Origin of the sequence: Streptomyces sp. Ag109_O5-10, from assembly GCF_900105755.1 — a bacterium.
GTDB lineage: Bacteria > Actinomycetota > Actinomycetes > Streptomycetales > Streptomycetaceae > Streptomyces.
On record NZ_FNTQ01000001.1, the window covers coordinates 3460394 to 3478293 of the forward strand.

Annotated in this window: 15 protein-coding genes and 4 pseudogenes; 15 read left to right on the top strand and 4 right to left on the bottom strand. The window is 71.7% G+C overall.

The window, feature by feature from the left end; all coding sequences use genetic code 11:
* Nucleotides 1–65 precede the first annotated feature (65 nt).
* Together BLW82_RS44435 and BLW82_RS44440 are read left to right on the top strand one after the other, a co-directional pair.
* Nucleotides 66–572, top strand: a complete 507-nt coding sequence (locus tag BLW82_RS44435) for a sigma factor-like helix-turn-helix DNA-binding protein (protein ID WP_177232960.1) — start codon at nt 66–68, stop codon at nt 570–572.
* Nucleotides 569–817, top strand: a complete 249-nt coding sequence (locus BLW82_RS44440; protein WP_177232961.1) for a hypothetical protein — start codon at nt 569–571, stop codon at nt 815–817. Before BLW82_RS44435 ends, BLW82_RS44440 begins: the two co-directional genes overlap by 4 nt.
* A 117-nt stretch (nt 818–934) precedes the next feature.
* Here the strand turns inward: BLW82_RS44440 and BLW82_RS15735 are convergent, their stop codons facing one another.
* Nucleotides 935–2092: a cystathionine gamma-synthase gene (locus BLW82_RS15735; protein ID WP_093499405.1), complete on the bottom strand. Its 1158-nt coding sequence runs from the start codon at nt 2090–2092 to the stop codon at nt 935–937.
* A 119-nt stretch (nt 2093–2211) separates the two neighbouring features.
* Here BLW82_RS15735 and BLW82_RS15740 point away from each other — a divergent pair, with 119 nt between their 5' ends.
* The 3 genes and pseudogenes from BLW82_RS15740 (at nt 2212) to BLW82_RS15750 (ending at nt 5386) form a co-directional block, all read left to right on the top strand.
* A complete protein-coding gene (locus tag BLW82_RS15740) occupies nt 2212–3330 on the top strand; it encodes a hypothetical protein (protein WP_093499406.1) in 1119 nt (372 codons plus the stop codon).
* Nucleotides 3331–3481: 151 nt separating this feature from the next.
* Nucleotides 3482–3787: pseudogene (locus tag BLW82_RS15745) on the top strand (peptidase); the annotation flags it as partial.
* 465 nt (nt 3788–4252) lie between these two features.
* Nucleotides 4253–5386 (top strand): hypothetical protein, encoded by a 1134-nt coding sequence (locus BLW82_RS15750; protein WP_143063669.1) that lies wholly within the window; start codon nt 4253–4255, stop codon nt 5384–5386.
* A 238-nt stretch (nt 5387–5624) separates the two neighbouring features.
* Here BLW82_RS15750 and BLW82_RS15755 read toward each other — a convergent pair whose 3' ends face one another.
* Together BLW82_RS15755 and BLW82_RS15760 are read right to left on the bottom strand one after the other, a co-directional pair.
* Nucleotides 5625–6218 (bottom strand): DUF4291 domain-containing protein, encoded by a 594-nt coding sequence (locus BLW82_RS15755; RefSeq protein ID WP_093499409.1) that lies wholly within the window; start codon nt 6216–6218, stop codon nt 5625–5627.
* 222 nt (nt 6219–6440) lie between these two features.
* Nucleotides 6441–7961: a lysyl oxidase family protein gene (locus BLW82_RS15760; protein ID WP_093499410.1), complete on the bottom strand. Its 1521-nt coding sequence runs from the start codon at nt 7959–7961 to the stop codon at nt 6441–6443.
* A gap of 255 nt (nt 7962–8216) precedes the next feature.
* On the opposite strand from BLW82_RS15760, the gene BLW82_RS46290 reads away from it, so the two are divergent.
* The 10 genes and pseudogenes from BLW82_RS46290 to BLW82_RS15810 all read left to right on the top strand — a co-directional run bounded on the left by BLW82_RS46290 (nt 8217) and on the right by BLW82_RS15810 (nt 17140).
* Complete coding sequence (locus BLW82_RS46290; protein WP_371131344.1) at nt 8217–8408, top strand: GNAT family N-acetyltransferase; 192 nt, start codon at nt 8217–8219, stop codon at nt 8406–8408.
* Between the two features lie 87 nt (nt 8409–8495).
* Nucleotides 8496–8684 (top strand): annotated as a pseudogene (locus tag BLW82_RS46295) (sterol carrier protein domain-containing protein); the annotation flags it as partial.
* 193 nt (nt 8685–8877) lie between these two features.
* Nucleotides 8878–10161, top strand: coding sequence for an ATP-binding protein (locus BLW82_RS15770; protein ID WP_218162372.1), 1284 nt, complete (start codon nt 8878–8880; stop codon nt 10159–10161).
* Between the two features lie 212 nt (nt 10162–10373).
* Nucleotides 10374–10553, top strand: a pseudogene (locus BLW82_RS46300) (hypothetical protein); the annotation flags it as partial.
* Nucleotides 10554–10882: 329 nt separating this feature from the next.
* Nucleotides 10883–11104: pseudogene (locus BLW82_RS15780) on the top strand (aminoglycoside phosphotransferase family protein); the annotation flags it as partial.
* 109 nt (nt 11105–11213) lie between these two features.
* Nucleotides 11214–13655, top strand: coding sequence for a SpoIIE family protein phosphatase (locus tag BLW82_RS15785; protein WP_371131345.1), 2442 nt, complete (start codon nt 11214–11216; stop codon nt 13653–13655).
* A 226-nt stretch (nt 13656–13881) separates the two neighbouring features.
* Entirely contained in the window at nt 13882–14223 is a 342-nt protein-coding gene (locus tag BLW82_RS15790; RefSeq protein WP_256215817.1) for a hypothetical protein, read from the top strand.
* A gap of 420 nt (nt 14224–14643) precedes the next feature.
* The gene (locus BLW82_RS15795) at nt 14644–15210 is read left to right on the top strand and encodes a L,D-transpeptidase family protein (RefSeq protein WP_371131346.1); all 567 of its coding nucleotides are present in this window, start codon (nt 14644–14646) and stop codon (nt 15208–15210) included.
* A gap of 353 nt (nt 15211–15563) precedes the next feature.
* The gene (locus BLW82_RS15805) at nt 15564–16088 is read left to right on the top strand and encodes a hypothetical protein (protein ID WP_256215818.1); all 525 of its coding nucleotides are present in this window, start codon (nt 15564–15566) and stop codon (nt 16086–16088) included.
* Between the two features lie 71 nt (nt 16089–16159).
* Entirely contained in the window at nt 16160–17140 is a 981-nt protein-coding gene (locus tag BLW82_RS15810) for a threonine ammonia-lyase (RefSeq protein WP_093499414.1), read from the top strand.
* 210 nt (nt 17141–17350) lie between these two features.
* Here BLW82_RS15810 and msrA read toward each other — a convergent pair whose 3' ends face one another.
* On the bottom strand, nt 17351–17863 hold the full coding sequence (msrA, locus tag BLW82_RS15815; protein WP_093499415.1) for a peptide-methionine (S)-S-oxide reductase MsrA: 513 nt from the start codon (nt 17861–17863) through the stop codon (nt 17351–17353).
* Nucleotides 17864–17900 lie beyond the last annotated feature (37 nt).

The following is a 17900-nucleotide window of genomic DNA, read 5'->3' on the forward strand; positions in this document are numbered from 1 at the left end:
CTGGCCTCATATGAGACCGGGCCCCGGTGTGACCGTGTCCGGGCCCTCACAGCCGAGGAGGGGCGGTGCGTGATCGGCAGGCTCTGCAGGACGCCCGCCGGGCCCGGGAGTTCGAGGCGTTCGTCGCGGGCGCGGCCGGCCGGCTGCTGCATGCCGCCACCCTGCTGACCGCCGAGGCGCCGGACGCCAACCCCCGCGCGCGGCGCCTGCTGACCCTCGCGCTCGCGCACACGTACGCGGGCTGGGACCGGCTGCGCGGCGAGGACCCGTACGACCGGGCCCGTCAGCACCTCGCCCTGCGCTTCGCGAACTCCGCCTGGCACCAGCACGGCGGTCCGCTCAGCCGCACCCGCCCGCACCCCCGCAGCGCCCTCGCCGCGCTCACGCCCCAGGAGCGCCTGATCCTGGTGCTGCGGCTGTACGAGGGGGTCGCCGAGGAGCAGACGGCGGCGCTGCTCGGCCTGCCCGCGGAGCGCGTGCGCGCCCTCTGCGACCGGGCGACGGCCACCCTGCTGCATCCGCCGCGGAAGGCGGCGCCCGCGGTACTCGGGGCGAAGGTGGCACCGTCGTGAACCGTGTCGAGCGCGAGGCGGCGGCCCGGCGGGTCATGGACCGGACACCGCCGCCGGTACCGCCCGACCTCTACGGCGAGGTACTGCGCCGGGGCGGGCGGATGCTGCGGCGCCGGCGCAGGGCCCGCCGCCTGCTGTGGCTGCTGCTGGGCGCGGCGGCCGTGGCGTTCACGGTCTGGGCGGCGACGGTGCATCCGTGGGTGGAGCCGCCGTCCACGACGACTCCACCCATCGTCGGCTGGTAGGACCGAGCGCCGGCCGGCGGACCGGTCCGCCGTCGGTGGACCGGCCGTCCGCCCGTGGAGTCGTCCGCCGGTGGACCAGTCGTCCGCCGGTGGACCAGTCGTCGACAGGTGAAACGATCAGCCGAGCGCCTGCTGGAGGTCCTCCAGCAGGTCGTCGACGTTCTCGATGCCCACGGAGAGACGCACCAGGTCGCCGGGCACCTCCAGGGCGGAGCCGGCCACCGAGGCGTGCGTCATGCGTCCCGGGTGCTCGATCAGGGACTCGACACCGCCCAGGGACTCGCCGAGCGTGAACACCTTCGCTCGGTTGCAGACCTCGACGGCCGCCTCCTCGCCCCCTGTGACCCGGAAGGACACCATGCCGCCGAACGCCTTCATCTGCTTGGCCGCGGTCTCGTGGCCCGGGTGCTCGGGCAGGCCCGGGTACAGGACCCGTGTCACGCGCGCGTGCCGTGTCAGCATGTCGGCGATCCGCGTGGCGTTCTCGCTGTGCCGGTCCATGCGCACCGCGAGCGTCTTGGTGCCGCGCAGCACCAGCCACGAGTCGAAGGGACCGGCGACCGCGCCCATCGCGTTCTGGTGGTAGGCCAGCTCCTCGCCGAGCGTCTGGTCGGAGACGATCAGCGCGCCGCCGACCACGTCCGAGTGACCGCCCATGTACTTCGTCAGCGAGTGCAAGACGACGTCCGCCCCGAGCGCGAGCGGCTGCTGGAGGTAGGGCGTGGCGAAGGTGTTGTCGACGACGAGCCGGGCACCGGCGTCGTGGGCGACCTGGGCGACGGCGGCGATGTCGGTGATGCCGAGCAGCGGGTTGGAGGGGGTCTCCACCCAGACCGCCTTGGTCTTCGGGGTGATCGCGGCCCGTACCGCGGACGGGTCGCTGGTGTCGGCGACGGACCACTCCACGCCCCACCGGGAGACGACCTTCGCGAACAGCCGGAACGTGCCGCCGTAGGCGTCGTTCGGGATGACCACGTGGTCGCCGGGGCTGAGCAGCGTGCGCAGCAGGGCGTCCTCGGCCGCCAGCCCGGAGGCGAACGCGAGCCCGCGCCGCCCGCCTTCCAGGGCGGCGAGGTTCTCCTCCAGGGCGGTCCTGGTCGGGTTGGCGCTACGGCTGTACTCGTAGCCGCCGCGCAGACCGCCGACGCCGTCCTGCTTGTAGGTCGAGACCTGGTAGATCGGCGGTACGACCGCACCGGTGAGGGGGTCCGCCGTGTTGCCCGCGTGGATGGCGAGCGTCTCGAAGTGCTGACTGATGTGGTGCCTGTCGCTCATGGTTCACGAGCCTAGTGCCCGGACGGCCCCGGCGCTTCGTCCACAGGCCGCGGTGCCGGTTGTCCACAGGTCAGGGCACCGGTTGGCCAATTGTCGGCGCCGTCTGGTTCGCTTGGCGCATGGCGATTCTCTGGGCCCTGATGGCGGCGCTCCTGCTGAGCTTCGTGCTGCTCCCCGTCCTGCGGCGGCGGCGCGGCATGATCGAGCAGGTCCACCCGAGCCACCCGGACGCCGCCGACCCGGCGGACTACGGCTTCGTGCGGGAGGAGGACCTGGACATCCGCATGCCCGGCCCCGACCAGGACCTGCTGGACGTCCTCGACGTGGTGCAGCGCACCCAGGACTACCGGGCGGCCTCGCAGCTGCTCGCGGGCACGGAGATCGCGGGCGAGCTGCGCTGGCAGCGCGTGCAGGCCTTCGCCGGCGCGGCGGCGCTGGAGCTCAAGGAGCGGCCGGGCGGGGTCAGCGAGACGCCTGGCGGGCAGTGGCTGCGGGTCTGGCGGGCCGAGCAGCCCAAGGACGCCGGCGGCGCCGCCGTCCACGCGGAGTTCCTGGTGCAGCAGGCGTGGCGGACGTCGGTGCCCGGCACCGACGACTTCCGGATCATCATGGAGGAGGCCAGGGACGCCTGCGGGCAGGCCGCGCTGCTCTCTCCCGGCGACCCGGTGCCGTACATCGTCGAGCTGTCGGTGGCGCGCGGGCTGAACTACCCGCAGCCGGAGTTCGAGCAGCTGTGGCTGAAGATCCTGGACCGCGCGCCCACGCACATGGGAGCGCACCTCGCGGCGCTGCACTACTGGTGCGAGAAGTGGCACGGCTCGCGCGAGCTGGCGTACTCCTTCGCCGAGGCCGCCGCCGCCCGCGCCCCGCAGGGCTCGCTGCTGGCCGCGATGCCGCTGTTCGCGGTCTTCGAGCACCTGCCCGAGGTGAACCTGGTGGTGAGCTTCTACCAGAGCGAGGTCGTCACCAAGGCCGTGCACGGCGCCCTGCACGCGGTGCACTCGGCCCGTCAGGACGACCCGATGCTCGCGCACGTCCGTCACCTGCTGGTCTTCTTCCTGGTCCGCTCGGAGCGCTGGGCGGAGGCCATGGGCGAGCTGATACGGGTCGACGGGCATGTCGGCGCCCTGCCCTGGACGCTGTCGGCGAACCCGGCGGCCGAGTTCGCCCTCTTCCGCGCCCTGGCGGTGGCGGGCTACGAGGCGAACGGCGGGAGCCCGGCGACGCTGCACAGCTGAGGGGGCCGACGAAAGACACGTCGCGTGCCGGCTGAGGGGTGAGCGGGGGCTGATCGCGCGGTTCCTCCCCCAGCCGTCGGCCGGGGGTACCCGCAGCGCTCGTCGGGGCGCTTGAGTCCGGTTGGTTTCCGTTGGTGGGAGGATCTGCCCGATGGGCGCAACTCTGCGGGCGCTGCGCGCCCTTGTCCTGCTCTGCGGTTTCTATCTGCTGAGCCTCGTTCTGCTGGCGGTGGCGGCCGTCGTCGACGTGGCGGCGGTGACGTGGGCGCCCGACGCCTTCGCCGGGAAGATCGTGATCGTCTCCCTGCTGCTGGCGGTCCCGGTCGTCCGAGGGATGTTCATGCTCCGCACCCCCATGGGCGAGGACCCGCCCGGCATCCCGGTCACGGAGGCCGACGAGCCCCGGCTGTGGGCGCTGGTGCGGGAACTCGCGGCGGCCACGGGCACCCGCGCACCGGACCTCGACGGCGAGACGGGCACGGAGGCCGCGCTGCACGCCGCGGTGGCCGCCGCGCTGGCCGACCACCCCGACACGGGCCCGCTACGGGCACTCCTGCCACCGGCCCCGCAGCCAATCTGACCCGGCCGCGGAACGGCCTCTCCCGCGTGGATGACCGGTGTGGGGGACGACCCCGACCACGACGCGGACGAACTTCTTGACGGCCCGCTCCGTGTTCTCCGCCACGCCGCCTCCACGGGCTGTGGAGCAGCCGGCCAAGTGCGCTGGTACTGACGTGAGCCGTCGCTTCGGCCCCCACTCGACCGAGGCGTCGGCCAATGCGGCGAGAGCACCGACGTGAGTAGCGCCGACCCCAGCACTGAAACCGTTGCCTCATTGCCGTCGGAGGCCTGCGCCCGGATCTGACCCTCCTCCCCTCATGGGTGACGATGCGGTGTCAGTGGCCCGTCCTACTCTGCCGCCATGAGCAGATGGATGGCGAACACCAAGGTCCTGGCAGAACAGGCCGCTCAGTTCCGTGCCCTCGCCGAGCGTGGCAGTCTTCCGGAACTGTCTCGCGCCGTCCTGCGGGCCGCCTGCCACAACGGCTCCATGACCGGCGTGGGGTCCGAGAACATGAAGCTTCTCCGCGGACTGTCCGACCAGGACCGGCTGGAGCTCGGTGGCATGTGGGCCCGTTGGTACGCCCACGTGGAGGACGACTGTTCGGCCGAGGAGTTCGGGCGGGATTCGGGATACCTCCGCACCGAACTGCTCATGGTCGCCTCCGGTGTCGTCCGTGACCTTGACGGAGACCTGTTGGCTGCCGAACGCCAGGACGTGCTCTCCGGATTGGAGGACCAGTTCGTCGTCTGGTCCGGCCACCGGATCTGGGAGCTGGCCGATGCGGAACTCGCCGCCGGACGCAATCCCGGTCCGGCCGTCCTGGCCGTCTTCCGGCGTACAGGTGCGGCCGTGCACCTGCCGGCTGTACGGCGCACACATGCGGCCGCGAACGGCAGGGAACCCGGGATGCGGAACCTGCTGGCCCATTACCCCGGTCCGACGCTCAACCCTGGTGAACCGTGGGCCGACACGGCGCTCCGGGATGCAGCCGCCCGAGGAGAGCCGTGGCAGCGACTGCTGGAGCACGCGGCTCCCGCGACGGCCGACGTCCCCTCCGCGAAGTGGAGAAACGCCGGATCGGCCCTGCTGGACGCCGTAGGCCCGGAGGAGGCGCGGCGCGCGGTGCTGAGGTGGTTCGAACTGGTCGGACGTGACCGGACGCTCCCGCTTCTCGGTCATCCGCATCTCCCGTTCGATGTGAACGTGTGCTTCGACCCCTACAACTCACACGTGCTGCGTGGTCTCGCCTGGATGCTCTCCTTCCTTCCACCCCGGACGGACACCGTCCATGCCCTCGCCGGCCTCGTCGAGACCTCCCTGGACCATCGGTCCGGAGACGCTCCCCGCGCCCCTCGGGTGGCCGAGGCGGGCATTGTCGCCCTGGCTCTGATCGGGGACCGGACAGCACGGCTCGAACTGGAGACCCTGAGCAGGTGGATCACGCACGAGGGCGCATCGCGGCGCATACGGAAATCACTTGCGGTGCTCTGATCGGTCCGCGGTCCCTCGGCCCCCGTCGATCGGGCGGCAAAGGAGGGGGTGGCAGCGCCGAGGCGTGACCGGGCTGAGGCGATGCCGTGGTGAGCGCTGCTACCGGAGCAGGGCAGTCCTGGTCCGGTCCTGCTCCGTGGAGGTTTGCCAACGCGGCTTGATCCGGCTCACCCGGCGTTCACAGACCTGTGCTGCATGTGACCCGGGGTGGTGTCGGCTGGTGTGCGCGGATTGCCGGTCAGGGACGCAGATGGGTCAGGAGTTCTGCGCCGGCGGGATATTCCCGCTCCTGAGGGAGGAGTCGGGTGGCTGAGTCCAGTTCGCCGTCCTTGACGAGGGAGTGGATCTCCTGGGCGAGCGGGGTCACGTCGCTGATGGACTCGATCCACTCGTCCGCATAACGCGCCGACGCCTCTCCCGAGAGCCCCAGTTGCAGCGAGCGGTGTGGCAAGGGACGCAGGTGCAGATCGCGTTCGGGATCCCACTGGACACGGGCCGGTGCGCGCTTGAGGTCACGCTGCCACGTGCCACGGTCGGGATGCAGTCCGCGGAAGTAACTCGACAGGCAGGCACGGCGTAGTGCCCAGTCGAAGCCGTCGCGGCTGATCTCGACGGCGATGACGGTCTCCTGCCCCTCCTTCGTGCCCCAGCCGGAGCGGTACATCATCCACATGAAACTGGGTTTGATCCACGTCATGCGGTCGGGCTTCCACGCTGCCGGAAAACGGCCGTCCCGGATGGCGGGCAGTCCGATCTCGGGCGAGTACGCCTGGTAGACGGTGATCGTGGACGCCGTGTGGAGCGCGCGAATCCTGTGGAGCGGTTCTTCCATGGCGTACAGCGTGGAATCGGCCAGCTCGGATGACCACCGGTTTTCGACCCGTTGCTCGATCCGACGGAGCGTGCCGGCCGCAGGCGGTGCGCCCCGCGCTGTGCGCGGTCGGTTTGGTGTCCGGGCAGAACGGGCCGTGGCGGAGCCGCGGACCGGCGTCCGGCGTCCGGCGGCCTGCCGGTGAGCGGGCGGAGGCGCCTGCCCCCGCCCGCCGCCAGATGATCAGGGGGCGTCGATGAGGCCGTACTTCGGCACGGTCACTGTGCGGGCGCCCGGCGTGCCGCCGAGGACGACCTTGCGGTAGGTGACGTTGTTGGCCGTGCTCTGCTCCTTGAGCCGGTTGTCGGGGTTGGCGATGACCTGGATGTAGTAGGTGCCGTTCGGCAGGTCCGTGACGTCGAAGGACTGACCGGGGCGGTACTGGCTGTAGGTGTCGCCGTTGCCGACGTCGAGGACCTCGCGCACCGAGACGGCGGTTTCCTCACCGCAGGCGGTGGCCAGGTCGGTGTTGTACGGGTGCCAGTTGGCGTTCTTCACCGTGTAGTCGATGGCGTCGGTGTTGGCCAGGCAGAACGCCTCCTTGCCGCTGCGGACGATCTCCTTCTTGTCCGCACCGAGCAGCCGGTAGCTGGCGAAGTCGCTGAAGTGCCAGTGCTGGTGGCCCTCCCGCGGGTCCCACTCCATGGTGCCGGTGGGCGTGTACCCGACCTGCTTGCCCTTGGCGTCGTAGAAGTACTGGTAGGCGTCCATCTTCTCCGCGCCGGGCTTGCGGAACCCGTCCACGACCAGCGGCGAGGGGCCGCCGTTCCAGACGGTGGCGCTGAAGGCGAGGTAGTCCTTGCCGGCGACGGCACCCTCTCCGCCCTCGCCCCCGTCGGTGATCGCGATGCCGTACGCGGGGAGGGCACGCAGGTCGGGCTTGGGCATGTCGGCGGCGACGGCCACCTTGCCGACCGGGCGGCCGGCGGGCGCCTTCAGGCTCTTCGACGCGCCCTTCCGCCCGCGCTGTGCGCCGGCCCGACCCTGGCCGCCGCCGGAGTCCTGCTGGCGGACCGTCACCTGGATGGTCTGCGTCTTGTCCGGTATCCCGAACAGGTCGCGGTACTTCTTCGCCACCGACACCTTGGCGGTGTAGACGCCGGCCGGCAGGTCGATCGGGTTGTCCCCACGGAAGCCCTGGGAGGTGGCGGCCGCCCAGCCCTTCTCGACACCCCACACACCACCGAGCGCGAACGGGTTGTCGGAGCAGCCGTCGGGGTACTTCGAGGTGGCCGGGGCGTCCGGCCGGATCCGGCCGGCCCGGTTGTTCGGGCAGAACGACTGCGTGGTGTCGACCTTCTTCACGCCCGACGCGTCGCTGATGCTGACCTTGAGGAAGCCCGGCAGGCCCGAGAAGTCTTTCACCAGACCCTTCGGCAGGGTCTTGGTGATCGTCCGGCCGCCGGAGTGGATCACCTGCGACGCGACGACGGGGTCGTTGTAGGACTTGCGCGTCACCCGAACTTCGAACGGTCCCCCGTCGACCGTGAGGTAAGTGCCGAGGTCCAGGTAGACCCCCGGCTCGCCCTCCCATCGGTCGACGGTCACCGCGGGGGTGGCGGCGATGAGTTCGAGCTTCGGCGTGCCCGCCGGTGTCGCCGCTCCCGCGCCGGGCGCGGCGAGGGTTGCGGCGGCGCCGACGGTGAGTGCGGCAGCGGCGATGACCGCCGAACGCCGTAAAGCGGTGGGGTGGTGTCTGGTCATGGGTGCTCTTTCTGCGTCTGGTCGGGACGAGTCGTGCACGTCTTGGGGCACGGAAGGAGGTGTTTGTGTGCCCTCTGTGAAAAGGGGCGGAAGCCGGCGCTGGTTGCCTGGCAGGGAAAAGTCGCCCTGAATGTCGGCTCGTTGCCGCCGTCATCCCGGTGACCGGCGACCGCCTGCCACCCGGCCGGGCCGTGCGCCTGTGCCGGACTCGGACCGGGCCGTGCCGTCTCCGGCCGCGGGCTTGGCCGTATTCGCTTGCCCCGGCCACGGGGGGCACTCCACTGTGGCCGGACACCAGCCGCCCGAGCTCACCTGCCCGGTGGGACCCTCGTCCCGGCCGCCGGAGTGACCGCCGTAGGCGTCCTGCCCTCACACCGGCGCCGGGGCGTGCTCAGCGCGAGTATGCGGCGACAGCTCGTCGACCTGCGGGCCGGCGGCCCGCGATGATGCGGCGACAGCTCGCCGACCTGCGGGCCGGCGGCCCGGACAACGGGTCGGACAGCGGGGGTGACAGCGGCTCGGTCGAGGTACCGCGTCCCCACGGACCGGCAGCCCGACCTCTCCCTGGACGTGCGCGACCTGGGCTCCCTGTACCTCGGCGGCACCGCCCCGAGCACGCTCGTACGCGCCGCACACGTCCGAGCCCACCACCCGGACGCGGCCGCCCTCGCCGACGCCCTCGTCCGCGCCGACCGCCCGCCGCACTGCCCGCACTGGTTCTGACCCCGCGATCCCCGGCTCCCGCGCCCTCCGACACCGCGCTCCCCGGCCCCGCGCGGGTCACGTCAGCCCGTGGCCGCCCGGCAGGCGGACGCCGCCGCCCGGCGACCACGGCTGCCGGCTCGTCGGCCGGACGATCGGGCTCGCTGCATGTCACACCATGGGGGAAAATGGGAGTTCCGCGCCGGGTGAGGTGATGGCGATGCCCGCTTGGCATCTGCGTGACTATCACGACGACGATCTCGACCAGGCCATCCAGATCTGGGACCAGAGCCGGCAGGCCGACGAACACCGGGTGTTTCCGGTCTCCGAGGTGATGGCCGCGGCCAAGGCCGGTCAGACGGCGGTGGTCGCCGTGGTCGGTGACCAGTTGGTGGGCATGGCCGTGGCGCAGGCCCACGACAAGCGGGGATGGATCCTGCTGGTGGCACTCGCCGCACGATGGCGGGAACGCGGGATCGGCAGCGCGCTCCTCACCGAGCTGGAACGGCGTCTACGGGCACTGGGCGTGCGCCACGTCAGTGCCCTGCTGCCGGCCGGCGCCGCCGGGACGAAGGCTCTGGAGAACTCCGGCTACCGGTCCCGCGCCGACCTGACCTACTACGAGAAGCTCGAGCCGCCCGGCACCGCCAACGCCGACGTCCTGGCCGCGCTGGGCGGCCGCATGCTGCCCGAGGGCCTCTGGGACGCCATGGCCGGCATGGACCGGGAGAAGCAGATCGTCGAACGTCGTGTCGTGCTGCCGCTGACCGAGCCGGCGCTGGCGGACCGCTACGGCGTCGTGCCACCCAAGTCGATCATCCTGTTCGGTCCGCCCGGCACCGGAAAGACCAGTTTCGCCAAGGCGGTGGCCTCGCGGCTCGGCTGGCCGTTCGTCGAGCTCTTCCCCTCCCGGCTCGCGGCCGACACGAGCGAGGGGCTGGCCGTGGCGCTGCGGGAGGCCTTCGCGGACCTGGCGGAACTGGACGCCGTGCTGCTCTTCATCGACGAGGTCGAGGAGATCGCCGGCGTGCGCTCGGGGAAGGCTGTCGACCCCGGGCACGGAGTGACCAACGAACTGCTCAAGCTCATCCCCGTCTTCCGTGAGCACGACGCGCGGCTGCTGGCCTGCGCCACCAACTCGGTGCGCTCCCTCGACGCGGCGTTCCTGCGGCCGGGCCGCTTCGACTACGTCATCCCCATCGGCCCGCCGGACCCCACCGCCCGCGCGGCGATCTGGGCCCGCTATCTCAGGTCCACGGGCGACTCGGTGGATCTCGGCCAACTGGTCGAGGCCAGCGAGCTGTTCACCCCCGCCGACATCGAGTTCGCCGCCCGCAAGGGTGCGCAGGCGGCGTTCGAGTACGAGGTCACGCACCGCCAGGGGCGAGCGGCCACCACCGAGGACTACATGGCCGCCATCCGTGACACCCGGCCGACTCTCACCCCGCACACGATCGAGGAGTTCACCGAGGACATCGACAAGTACAGCCGGCTCTGAGCACGGTCAGCCCCCCGGGACACTTGCGGCCACGGATGAGGTCAGAGTCGTCGCCATTCCGAGCGCGCGACTCTGCGCGTCCGGGACGTGGTCCTGAACGTGGACGCCGATCAGGCGCGGGTCGATGCCGAGGTCGAGGCGCCGGCGCCGGTCCCGACCCTGGAGGTCCTCCGGCGCAAGCCGCCCGTGCTCGCGTTCGCCGCACTGCCCGGGAGTGCGAGGCGCTCGTGCGCGACGGCGTCGCGCCCACAGGCCTCGTCACCCGCAACCGCCATGTCGCCGAGGCCGCGTCGCGGCGCTCCGGCTTCCGCAGCCGTGGCTCGCGGCCGTGGCCTGCGGCGTTCACACACGGCGACCTGCAGATCGCGCACGTCGTCGTCGACGGCGACGAGGGTCACGGGCACCGTCGACGGCCACGAAGGTCACAGGCACCATCGACGGCCACGAAGGTCACAGGCACCATCGACGGCCACGAAGGTCACAGGCACCGTCGACGGCCACGAAGGTCACAGGCACCATCGACGGCCACGAAGGTCACAGGCACCATCGACGGCCACGAAGGTCACAGGCACCATCGACGGCCACGAAGGTCACAGGCACCATCGACGGCCACGAAGGTCACAGGCACCATCAACGGCCACGAAGGTCACAGGCACCATCAACGGCCACGAAGGTCACAGGCACCATCGACAGCCACGAGGTCACGGGCATCAATGCCTAGTCCGAGGCGGGCCGGGGCGATGCCCTGTACGACCTCGCCACCTTCACGCTCGGCCACGAGGAGCACCTCGGCGACGTCCTCGCCGGCTACGGCGCCGACCTCGACGTGATCCACGCGTGGTGGTCGTCGCGCAGCCTGCTGACAGGCCGCTGGCTGACCGAGCACGGCTTCGACCCCTCCGCGCCGGGCTGTGCGGTCCACGTGCCGAGATCCCGGATGTGAGGCCGCGCGGGACCCGACCGCCCCCTACGGTTTCCGGCGGGTCGAGCGGAGAGTCGCGGACGGAGGGCGCGGGGAGGACCATCGAAGGCACGGAGGCAAGGTGATGGCCATGGGGATGCCCTCGGCGCATTTCAGCGAGAGTCCCGAGGACCCGTTCGCGCTCGGGCGCGGCGCCTCGGCCGCGCTCGACGCGCGAGGCACCGTGGTCGGCTGGAGCGCACGTGCGCAGGAGTTGCTGGGCTACCCGGCCGACAAGGTGCTCGGCCGGGCGTGGCAGGACGTCCTGGTGGACGCCGCGGACCTGCACGTCGTGCGGTCGGTCGTCGTGGACGCCGTGAAAGCGGGGGGCTGGTTCGGTGTGCTGCCCGTCCGGCACCGCGACGGGCACCGTGTGCAGATGGGCTTCCGGGCCCGCGTGATCACCCGGGAAGGGGGCGGTCAGGAGTGGCTCCTGGTCGGTGCTCCGGCCGCGGAGGTCATCGCCTGGCAACGGGACCGCGCGCTGCTGGACGGCCTGTACCGCCGCTCCCCGATCGGTCTGGTCACCTACGGCCCGGACAGGACGGTGATCCGGGTCAATCGCGCCGTCGAGAAGGCGAGCGGCGTCCCGGCCGAGGCACCGGTGGGCCATCACCCCTCGGAGTTCATGGTCGGCGAGGACGCGGGTCCGACCGACGACCGGGTACGGCACGTCCTGGAGACCGGCGAGCCGTTGATCTTCACTGAGCAGTCCGCCCGGGCACGCCACGACCCCGGCCGGGAACGGATCGTGTCCGTCTCGGCCTTCCGGATGGAGGACTCCGCGGGCCGCGTTCTCGGTGTGGCGGAGACGATCCAGGACGTCACCGACCGTCACCGGGCGCAACGCAGGCTCGCGCTGCTGAACGAGGCGAGCAGCCTGATCGGTACCTCACTCGATGTGACACAGACCGCTCGGGAACTGGCCCAGGTGGCCGTCCGCGGCCTGGCCGACCACTGCTCGGTGGACCTCCTCACATCGGTCACGCTCGGCGACGAACCCGTCGCGGAGTCGGCGGGCCCGCTGCTCCGTGCCGCCCTCGCGCCGCCGGAACCGCGGGTGCCGTACCAGGAGGGCGAGGTGGTCCCGCTGCTTGCGGACTCGCCGCAGGCGCGGTGCCTGGCCGAGCGCCGCCCGATCCTGGAAGGGCTGCTGTCGCTGCGCCCCGAGTGGTACGCCATGGACCGGCGGCGGATCGAGATCGCCTCGGGTCTCGGCGTTCATTCACTGATCGCGGTGCCCCTGGTCGCGCGCGGCCTCGTCCTGGGCGTGGTGAGCCTGTGGCGGTCGCGCCATGCGGAGCCGTTCGAGGACGACGATGCCGCGGTGGCCCAGGAGCTGACCTCGCGTGCGGCCGTGTGCATCGACAACGCGCGCCGCTTCACCCAGCAGCAGAGCGCCGCGCTGACTCTCCAGCGCAGTCTGCTGCCCAGCGTGGCGTCCGACCTGCCGGCCGTGGAGGTGGCCTGCCGGTACCTGCCCGCGAGCGGGGAGCCGGGGATCGGGGGCGACTGGTTCGACGTGATCCCGTTGTCGGGGGCCCGAGTGGCCCTCGTCGTGGGGGACGTGGTAGGCCACGGGATCCACGCCGCGGCCTCGATGGGCCGGCTGCGGGCCTCTGCGCGCACCCTGGCCAGCCTCGACCTGGAACCGGACGAGGTGATCGCGCGCCTTGACGATCTGGTCAGCCTGCTCGCCGCCGAGCTGGAGGCGAACGCCGAGGGCAATCACATGGCGATCGAGCAGGTCGTCGGGGCCACCTGCCTCTACGCCGTCTACGACCCGATCTCCCAGCGCTGCTCCCTGGCGCGCGCCGGCCACCCGGCGCCGTTGCTGTCCTCCCCAGACGGCGAGGTGACCGTGCTCGAACTGCCCGCGGGGCCGCCGCTGGGCCTGGGCGGCCTGCCGTTCGAGACGTACGAACTCGACCTCCCGGAGGGCAGCCTGCTCACGCTGTACACCAACGGTCTGCTGGAGGCGCGCAACGGGAACGTCGACGCCGCGCTGAAGGACCTGCACACGTGTCTCGGCTATGTCACCGAACCTCTGGAGCAGACCTGCCACGCCGTGGTCGAGGCGCTGCTGCCCAAGGATCACCGGCCCATCGACGACATCGCGCTGCTCATCGCGCGCACCCGGGTGCTGCCGCCGGAGAACGTCGCCTCGTGGCAGCTGCCTCTGGAGGCGACCGCAGCCGCCCGGGCCAGGGAGCTGACGGCGGTGAAACTGACCGAATGGGGGCTGACCGAGCTGGCGTTCACCACCGAACTGGTCGCCAGTGAGCTCGTCACCAACGCCTACCGGTACGCGACCGGCCCCGCCACCCTGCGCCTCATCCGTACGCACTGCCTGATCTGTGAGGTGTCCGACAGCAGCCACACCTCGCCGCACCTCCGGCGGGCCCTCAGCACGGACGAGGGCGGACGCGGGCTCTTCCTGGTCGCGCAGCTCACCGAGCGCTGGGGCACGCGCTACACCCACGAAGGCAAGACCGTCTGGACGGAGCAGCCCCTGCCACCCCCACCCACGTGACCCAACAACCGGCGCGGACCGCGTACTTCGCTGCCGGCGGGCCGGCGGCGAAGGACAGTATGGAGGCCATGGATGCAGGACTCTCCGCGCTGCTCGGCTCCGCCGTAGGTTCCCTCGCCACCCTCGGTGCCGCGACGGTGAACGGGCGTGCGACGGCACGCGCGCAGTCCGGCCAGTGGCGCCGGCAGCACCGCAGGGATGCCTACGCGACCACCGGGACATCGCCATGGACGCGGTGTTGGACGCACTGCGGCCCGAGGCTCCCGACCTGCGGGACGTGGACGAGAAGGTCCACCGTTTCGTCGCCCTGGCTCGGGAGGTCCACCGCGCCGCGGAAGTCGTCATGCTCGAAGGCCCCCCTTCCACGGCGGAAGCAGCCGACCGCGTGGCGCGCAGGTCCGGCGAGCTCTCCGGTGTGATGCGCCGCATGGTGCGGAACGCCCATGCGGGGGACACCTCCGGGAAGCCCGCGGACACCGCTCTCGCCGCCGCGCGGGAACGCGCCCTCTACGAGGCCGTGAAGGACTTCCGCACAGCAGCCGCCGCAGTCCTCGGCAACGCCGGCTGACCACCGAGCACGCACACCACGATGCACGGTGGCGTCACCCCTCGTCGGGACGACCGAAGGGGTCTTCCGTTCGTGCACACCTGGGATCCCGTTGTGCCGACGGCACTTCGCCTCCGCCCTGACCCGCCGGCCCGCCCGGCCGCTAGGCCGGATGGCGTCCTCGGGGTGCGGGCCCGGGCGGACCGCCACAAGATCCCTGTCATGCGGACAACTTCCCAGATACGGCCCTGTTCTCCTCCGGTGCGGCGCGGCGGGGCGCGTCATGCCATACCCGCGGCCCTCGCCTGCGGGCTGCTGCTGGCCGGCACCACGGCGTGCGCCGGAGCCGACGGGCACAGGAGTCACGTCGGTGCACCGGGTGTCAACAACCCGGCCGCGTCCGGCTCCCCGGGCACGGAAGCGGGCCCGCGCCTTCCGGGCGTGGGAAGCCGCCTGGGCAAGCGCGTACCGGCCGACGCCCGCCAGGCCGTGGTCGTCTACGGCGACGACGCGGACTCCGCCGAGAGCACCGTCGTGCTCTACGAGAAACAGGGCACCGCCTGGAAACGCCAGGGCAGTTGGCCCGCGCACAACGGCAGACTGGGCTGGACGACCGACCATCGCATGGACGACGAGCGCAGTCCCGTCGGCGTGTTCTCCGTGACGGATGCGGGAGGATCGCTCGACGATCCGGGCAGCCGCCTGCGCTACTGGTACGACGACAACGCCTTCGCCTCCATGATCGAGGACGGCGACGAGCACGTCCACGACTTCGACTACGTCATCGCCATCAACTACAACCGGCTCAAGGGCGTCCCGCCGTTCGACTGGAGCCGCCCCGACGGAGTGGAGAAGGGCGGCGGCATATGGCTGCACCTGGACCACGGCGACGGCACGTCCGCCTGTGTCACCGTTCCCGAGTCCGGCATGAAGACCCTGCTGCGCACCCTCGATCCCCGTCGTCACCCGGTCGTGGTGATGGGTGACCGAAAGCGGCTGAGCGCCTGACTAGTGCCGCGGCAGGCAACGTTTGCCCGTCAAGGAGCGGCGTCCGGTGCGTGCTCTCGGCGTGCCGGCCGGAAGTCCTCGTACTGGATGTACTTGGGCTTTCGGCTGGTGCGGCGAGAGTGCGTGCCGGGCGTCGTGACGGGGCGAACGTTGCCTGTTGCGGCACTAGGCCCCGGGCAACGACGCCGTTGGCTGCTGACCCGGCCACCTGGCCGACCCGGCGGCCGTGGCTACGGGGCGGCAACAGGCGTGCATCGGGTGGGCGGCGACGCCGCCCACCCCACGGCGCTCGCCCCTAGCATCCGGGGGCAGGGGGTGGGGAGCCCCCCGGGCGACGGGGGGGGACCGTGCGGTTGGCCATTTCACGGCCGGTGTTCCGGCGCCTCGTCGGTGCCGTCGTGGCCGGCGTCGCCCTGGCCGCGGCGTCCGGGTGCACGGTTCCCGTCGACGCCGTCGCCGGTGTCTCCGTGACCGGCGACGGACATCTGCTCGGCGTCATGATGATCTGCGGGCATCACATCGACGGCGCGACCCTCTACGTGGACAGCGACGGCCCCGACAAGACGGTGACGGTCGGTTCGTGGACGTCCGCCCGCCCGCACAAGGCCGGTCTCGTCATCTGGCCCCTCGACTCTCCCGCCGCCGGCTGGACCACGACCCGGGCGCTCGCCCCGCTCACCGCCGGGACCACCTACTCCCTCTACGGCTGGACCAGGGACAACTCCTGGTCAGCGGGGAACGTCTTCTTCACCCGGGCCGACCGGGACCGGCTCGCGCCGGGAGAAGTCCTGTACGACGACTTCTCGGACGACGGCGACGAGTTCACAGCCGTCGTCCCCCTGACGCGGTTCAAGGCCACGGCCTGCCGTGGCATGTGACACCACGGCCCTCGCCTCGGCCGGGGCTCCACCACCCCAGCACCCCGCCGGCGGCGCTACGCTGCCGTGTCATGCGGGGGACACGTCTCGACACGGCTCGGATCCGGGCGGCTCGCCGGGTGATCGACCCGGTTTTCCTGGACACTCCGCTGTACCGCTGTGAGGCGCTGGAACCCGGTCTGGGATGCAGGGTGAGCATCAAGCTCGAAACGGCGAACCCGGTCCGCAGCTTCAAGGGCCGCGGCACCGAAGTGGTCGCGAGCCGGCTCGCCGAGGGCGGGGAAGCGGCCGCGGTGTGTGCGAGCGCGGGCAACCTGGGCCAGGCGCTCGCCTGGTCCGGTCGGGTCCGGGGACTCGACGTGACCGTCGTGGCGTCGCGCTTCGCGACCGCGGCCAAGCTCGACCGCATCCGCGCGCTGGGGGCCAGGCTGGAACTGGTGGACGGCGATCACGAAATGGCCCGTGAGCGGGCGGCGGCCGTCGCGCGCCGCGAGGGCATCCGGCTGGTCGAGGACAGCCTGGACATCGAGACCTGCGAGGGCGCGGCGACCATCGGCCTGGAACTGGTCGGCACCGCGCCGTCGTTCGACACCGTCCTGATCGCTCTCGGCGGCGGGGCGCTGGCCACCGGTGTGGGGCACGTGGTGAAGGCTCTGGCGCCCGGTGTCGAGGTGATCTCCGTCCAGCCGCTGGGCGCACCCGCGATGACCCGCTCGTGGCGCGAGCGGCGTGTCGTCGTCACCGACTCGGCCGACACCATCGCAGACGGCGTCGCCGGCCGGTGTCCCGTCCCGGCCGTCCTGGACGACCTTCTCCTGGTCGCCGACGATGCCGTCCTGGTCCGGGAGGAGTCGATCATGGCCGGCATGCGGATGCTCCTCCATCACGCCGGTCTCGTCGTGGAACCGTCGGCCGCGCTCGGCATCGCGGCGGTCCTCGAAGACCGCGACCGCTTCGCCGGCCGGCACGTGGTCACCGTCGTGTGCGGCAGCAACGTCGACGTGGACGCCTACCACCGCTGGGTCGGTGCCGCCGCCGTCCGCGGGTCCTGACGACCGGGTGGAGCTGCGGCACCTGCGGCGGCAGGAGGCACCGTTCGAGCTGCTGGGGGCATGCCCATGCTCCCTCGACGGGAAGGTCCGCGCTGTCTGGTGAACGGTGCCCGTCGCCGCCATCCGGGGCGGCCATCCGCGTCATGACGAGGCCCGGCACCCGGCGGGGCCTCGTGCGAGGGCTTCCGCCGGGTGCCGGGCCGTGCGTCGTCAGCCCTCCGCGCGGACGGGCAGCTTCCAGCCGGGACGCGGGAAGTGGCAGGTGTAGCCGTCCGGGTAGCGCTCCAGGTAGTCCTGGTGCTCGGGCTCGGCCTCCCAGAAGGGGCCGACCGGCTCCACCTCGGTGACGACCTTGCCCGGCCACAGCCCGGAGGCGTCTACGTCCGCGATCGTGTCCTCGGCGATCCGCTTCTGCTCGTCGTCGACGTAGTAGATCGCCGAGCGGTAGCTGAGGCCGATGTCGTTGCCCTGGCGGTTCCTGGTGCTCGGGTCGTGGATCTGGAAGAAGAACTCCAGGAGGGTGCGGTAGTCCGTCTTCTCGGGGTCGAAGAGGATCTCGATGGCCTCCGCGTGCGTGCCGTGGTTGCGGTACGTCGCGTTCGGCACGTCACCCCCGGTGTAGCCGACCCGGGTGGCCGTCACCCCCGGCTGCCTGCGGATCAGGTCCTGCATCCCCCAGAAGCACCCGCCCGCCAGCACGGCCCGCTGCGTCTGCACAGTCATCGTGACCCCTCCAGTTCTCGTCGGCCCGGTCACCCGG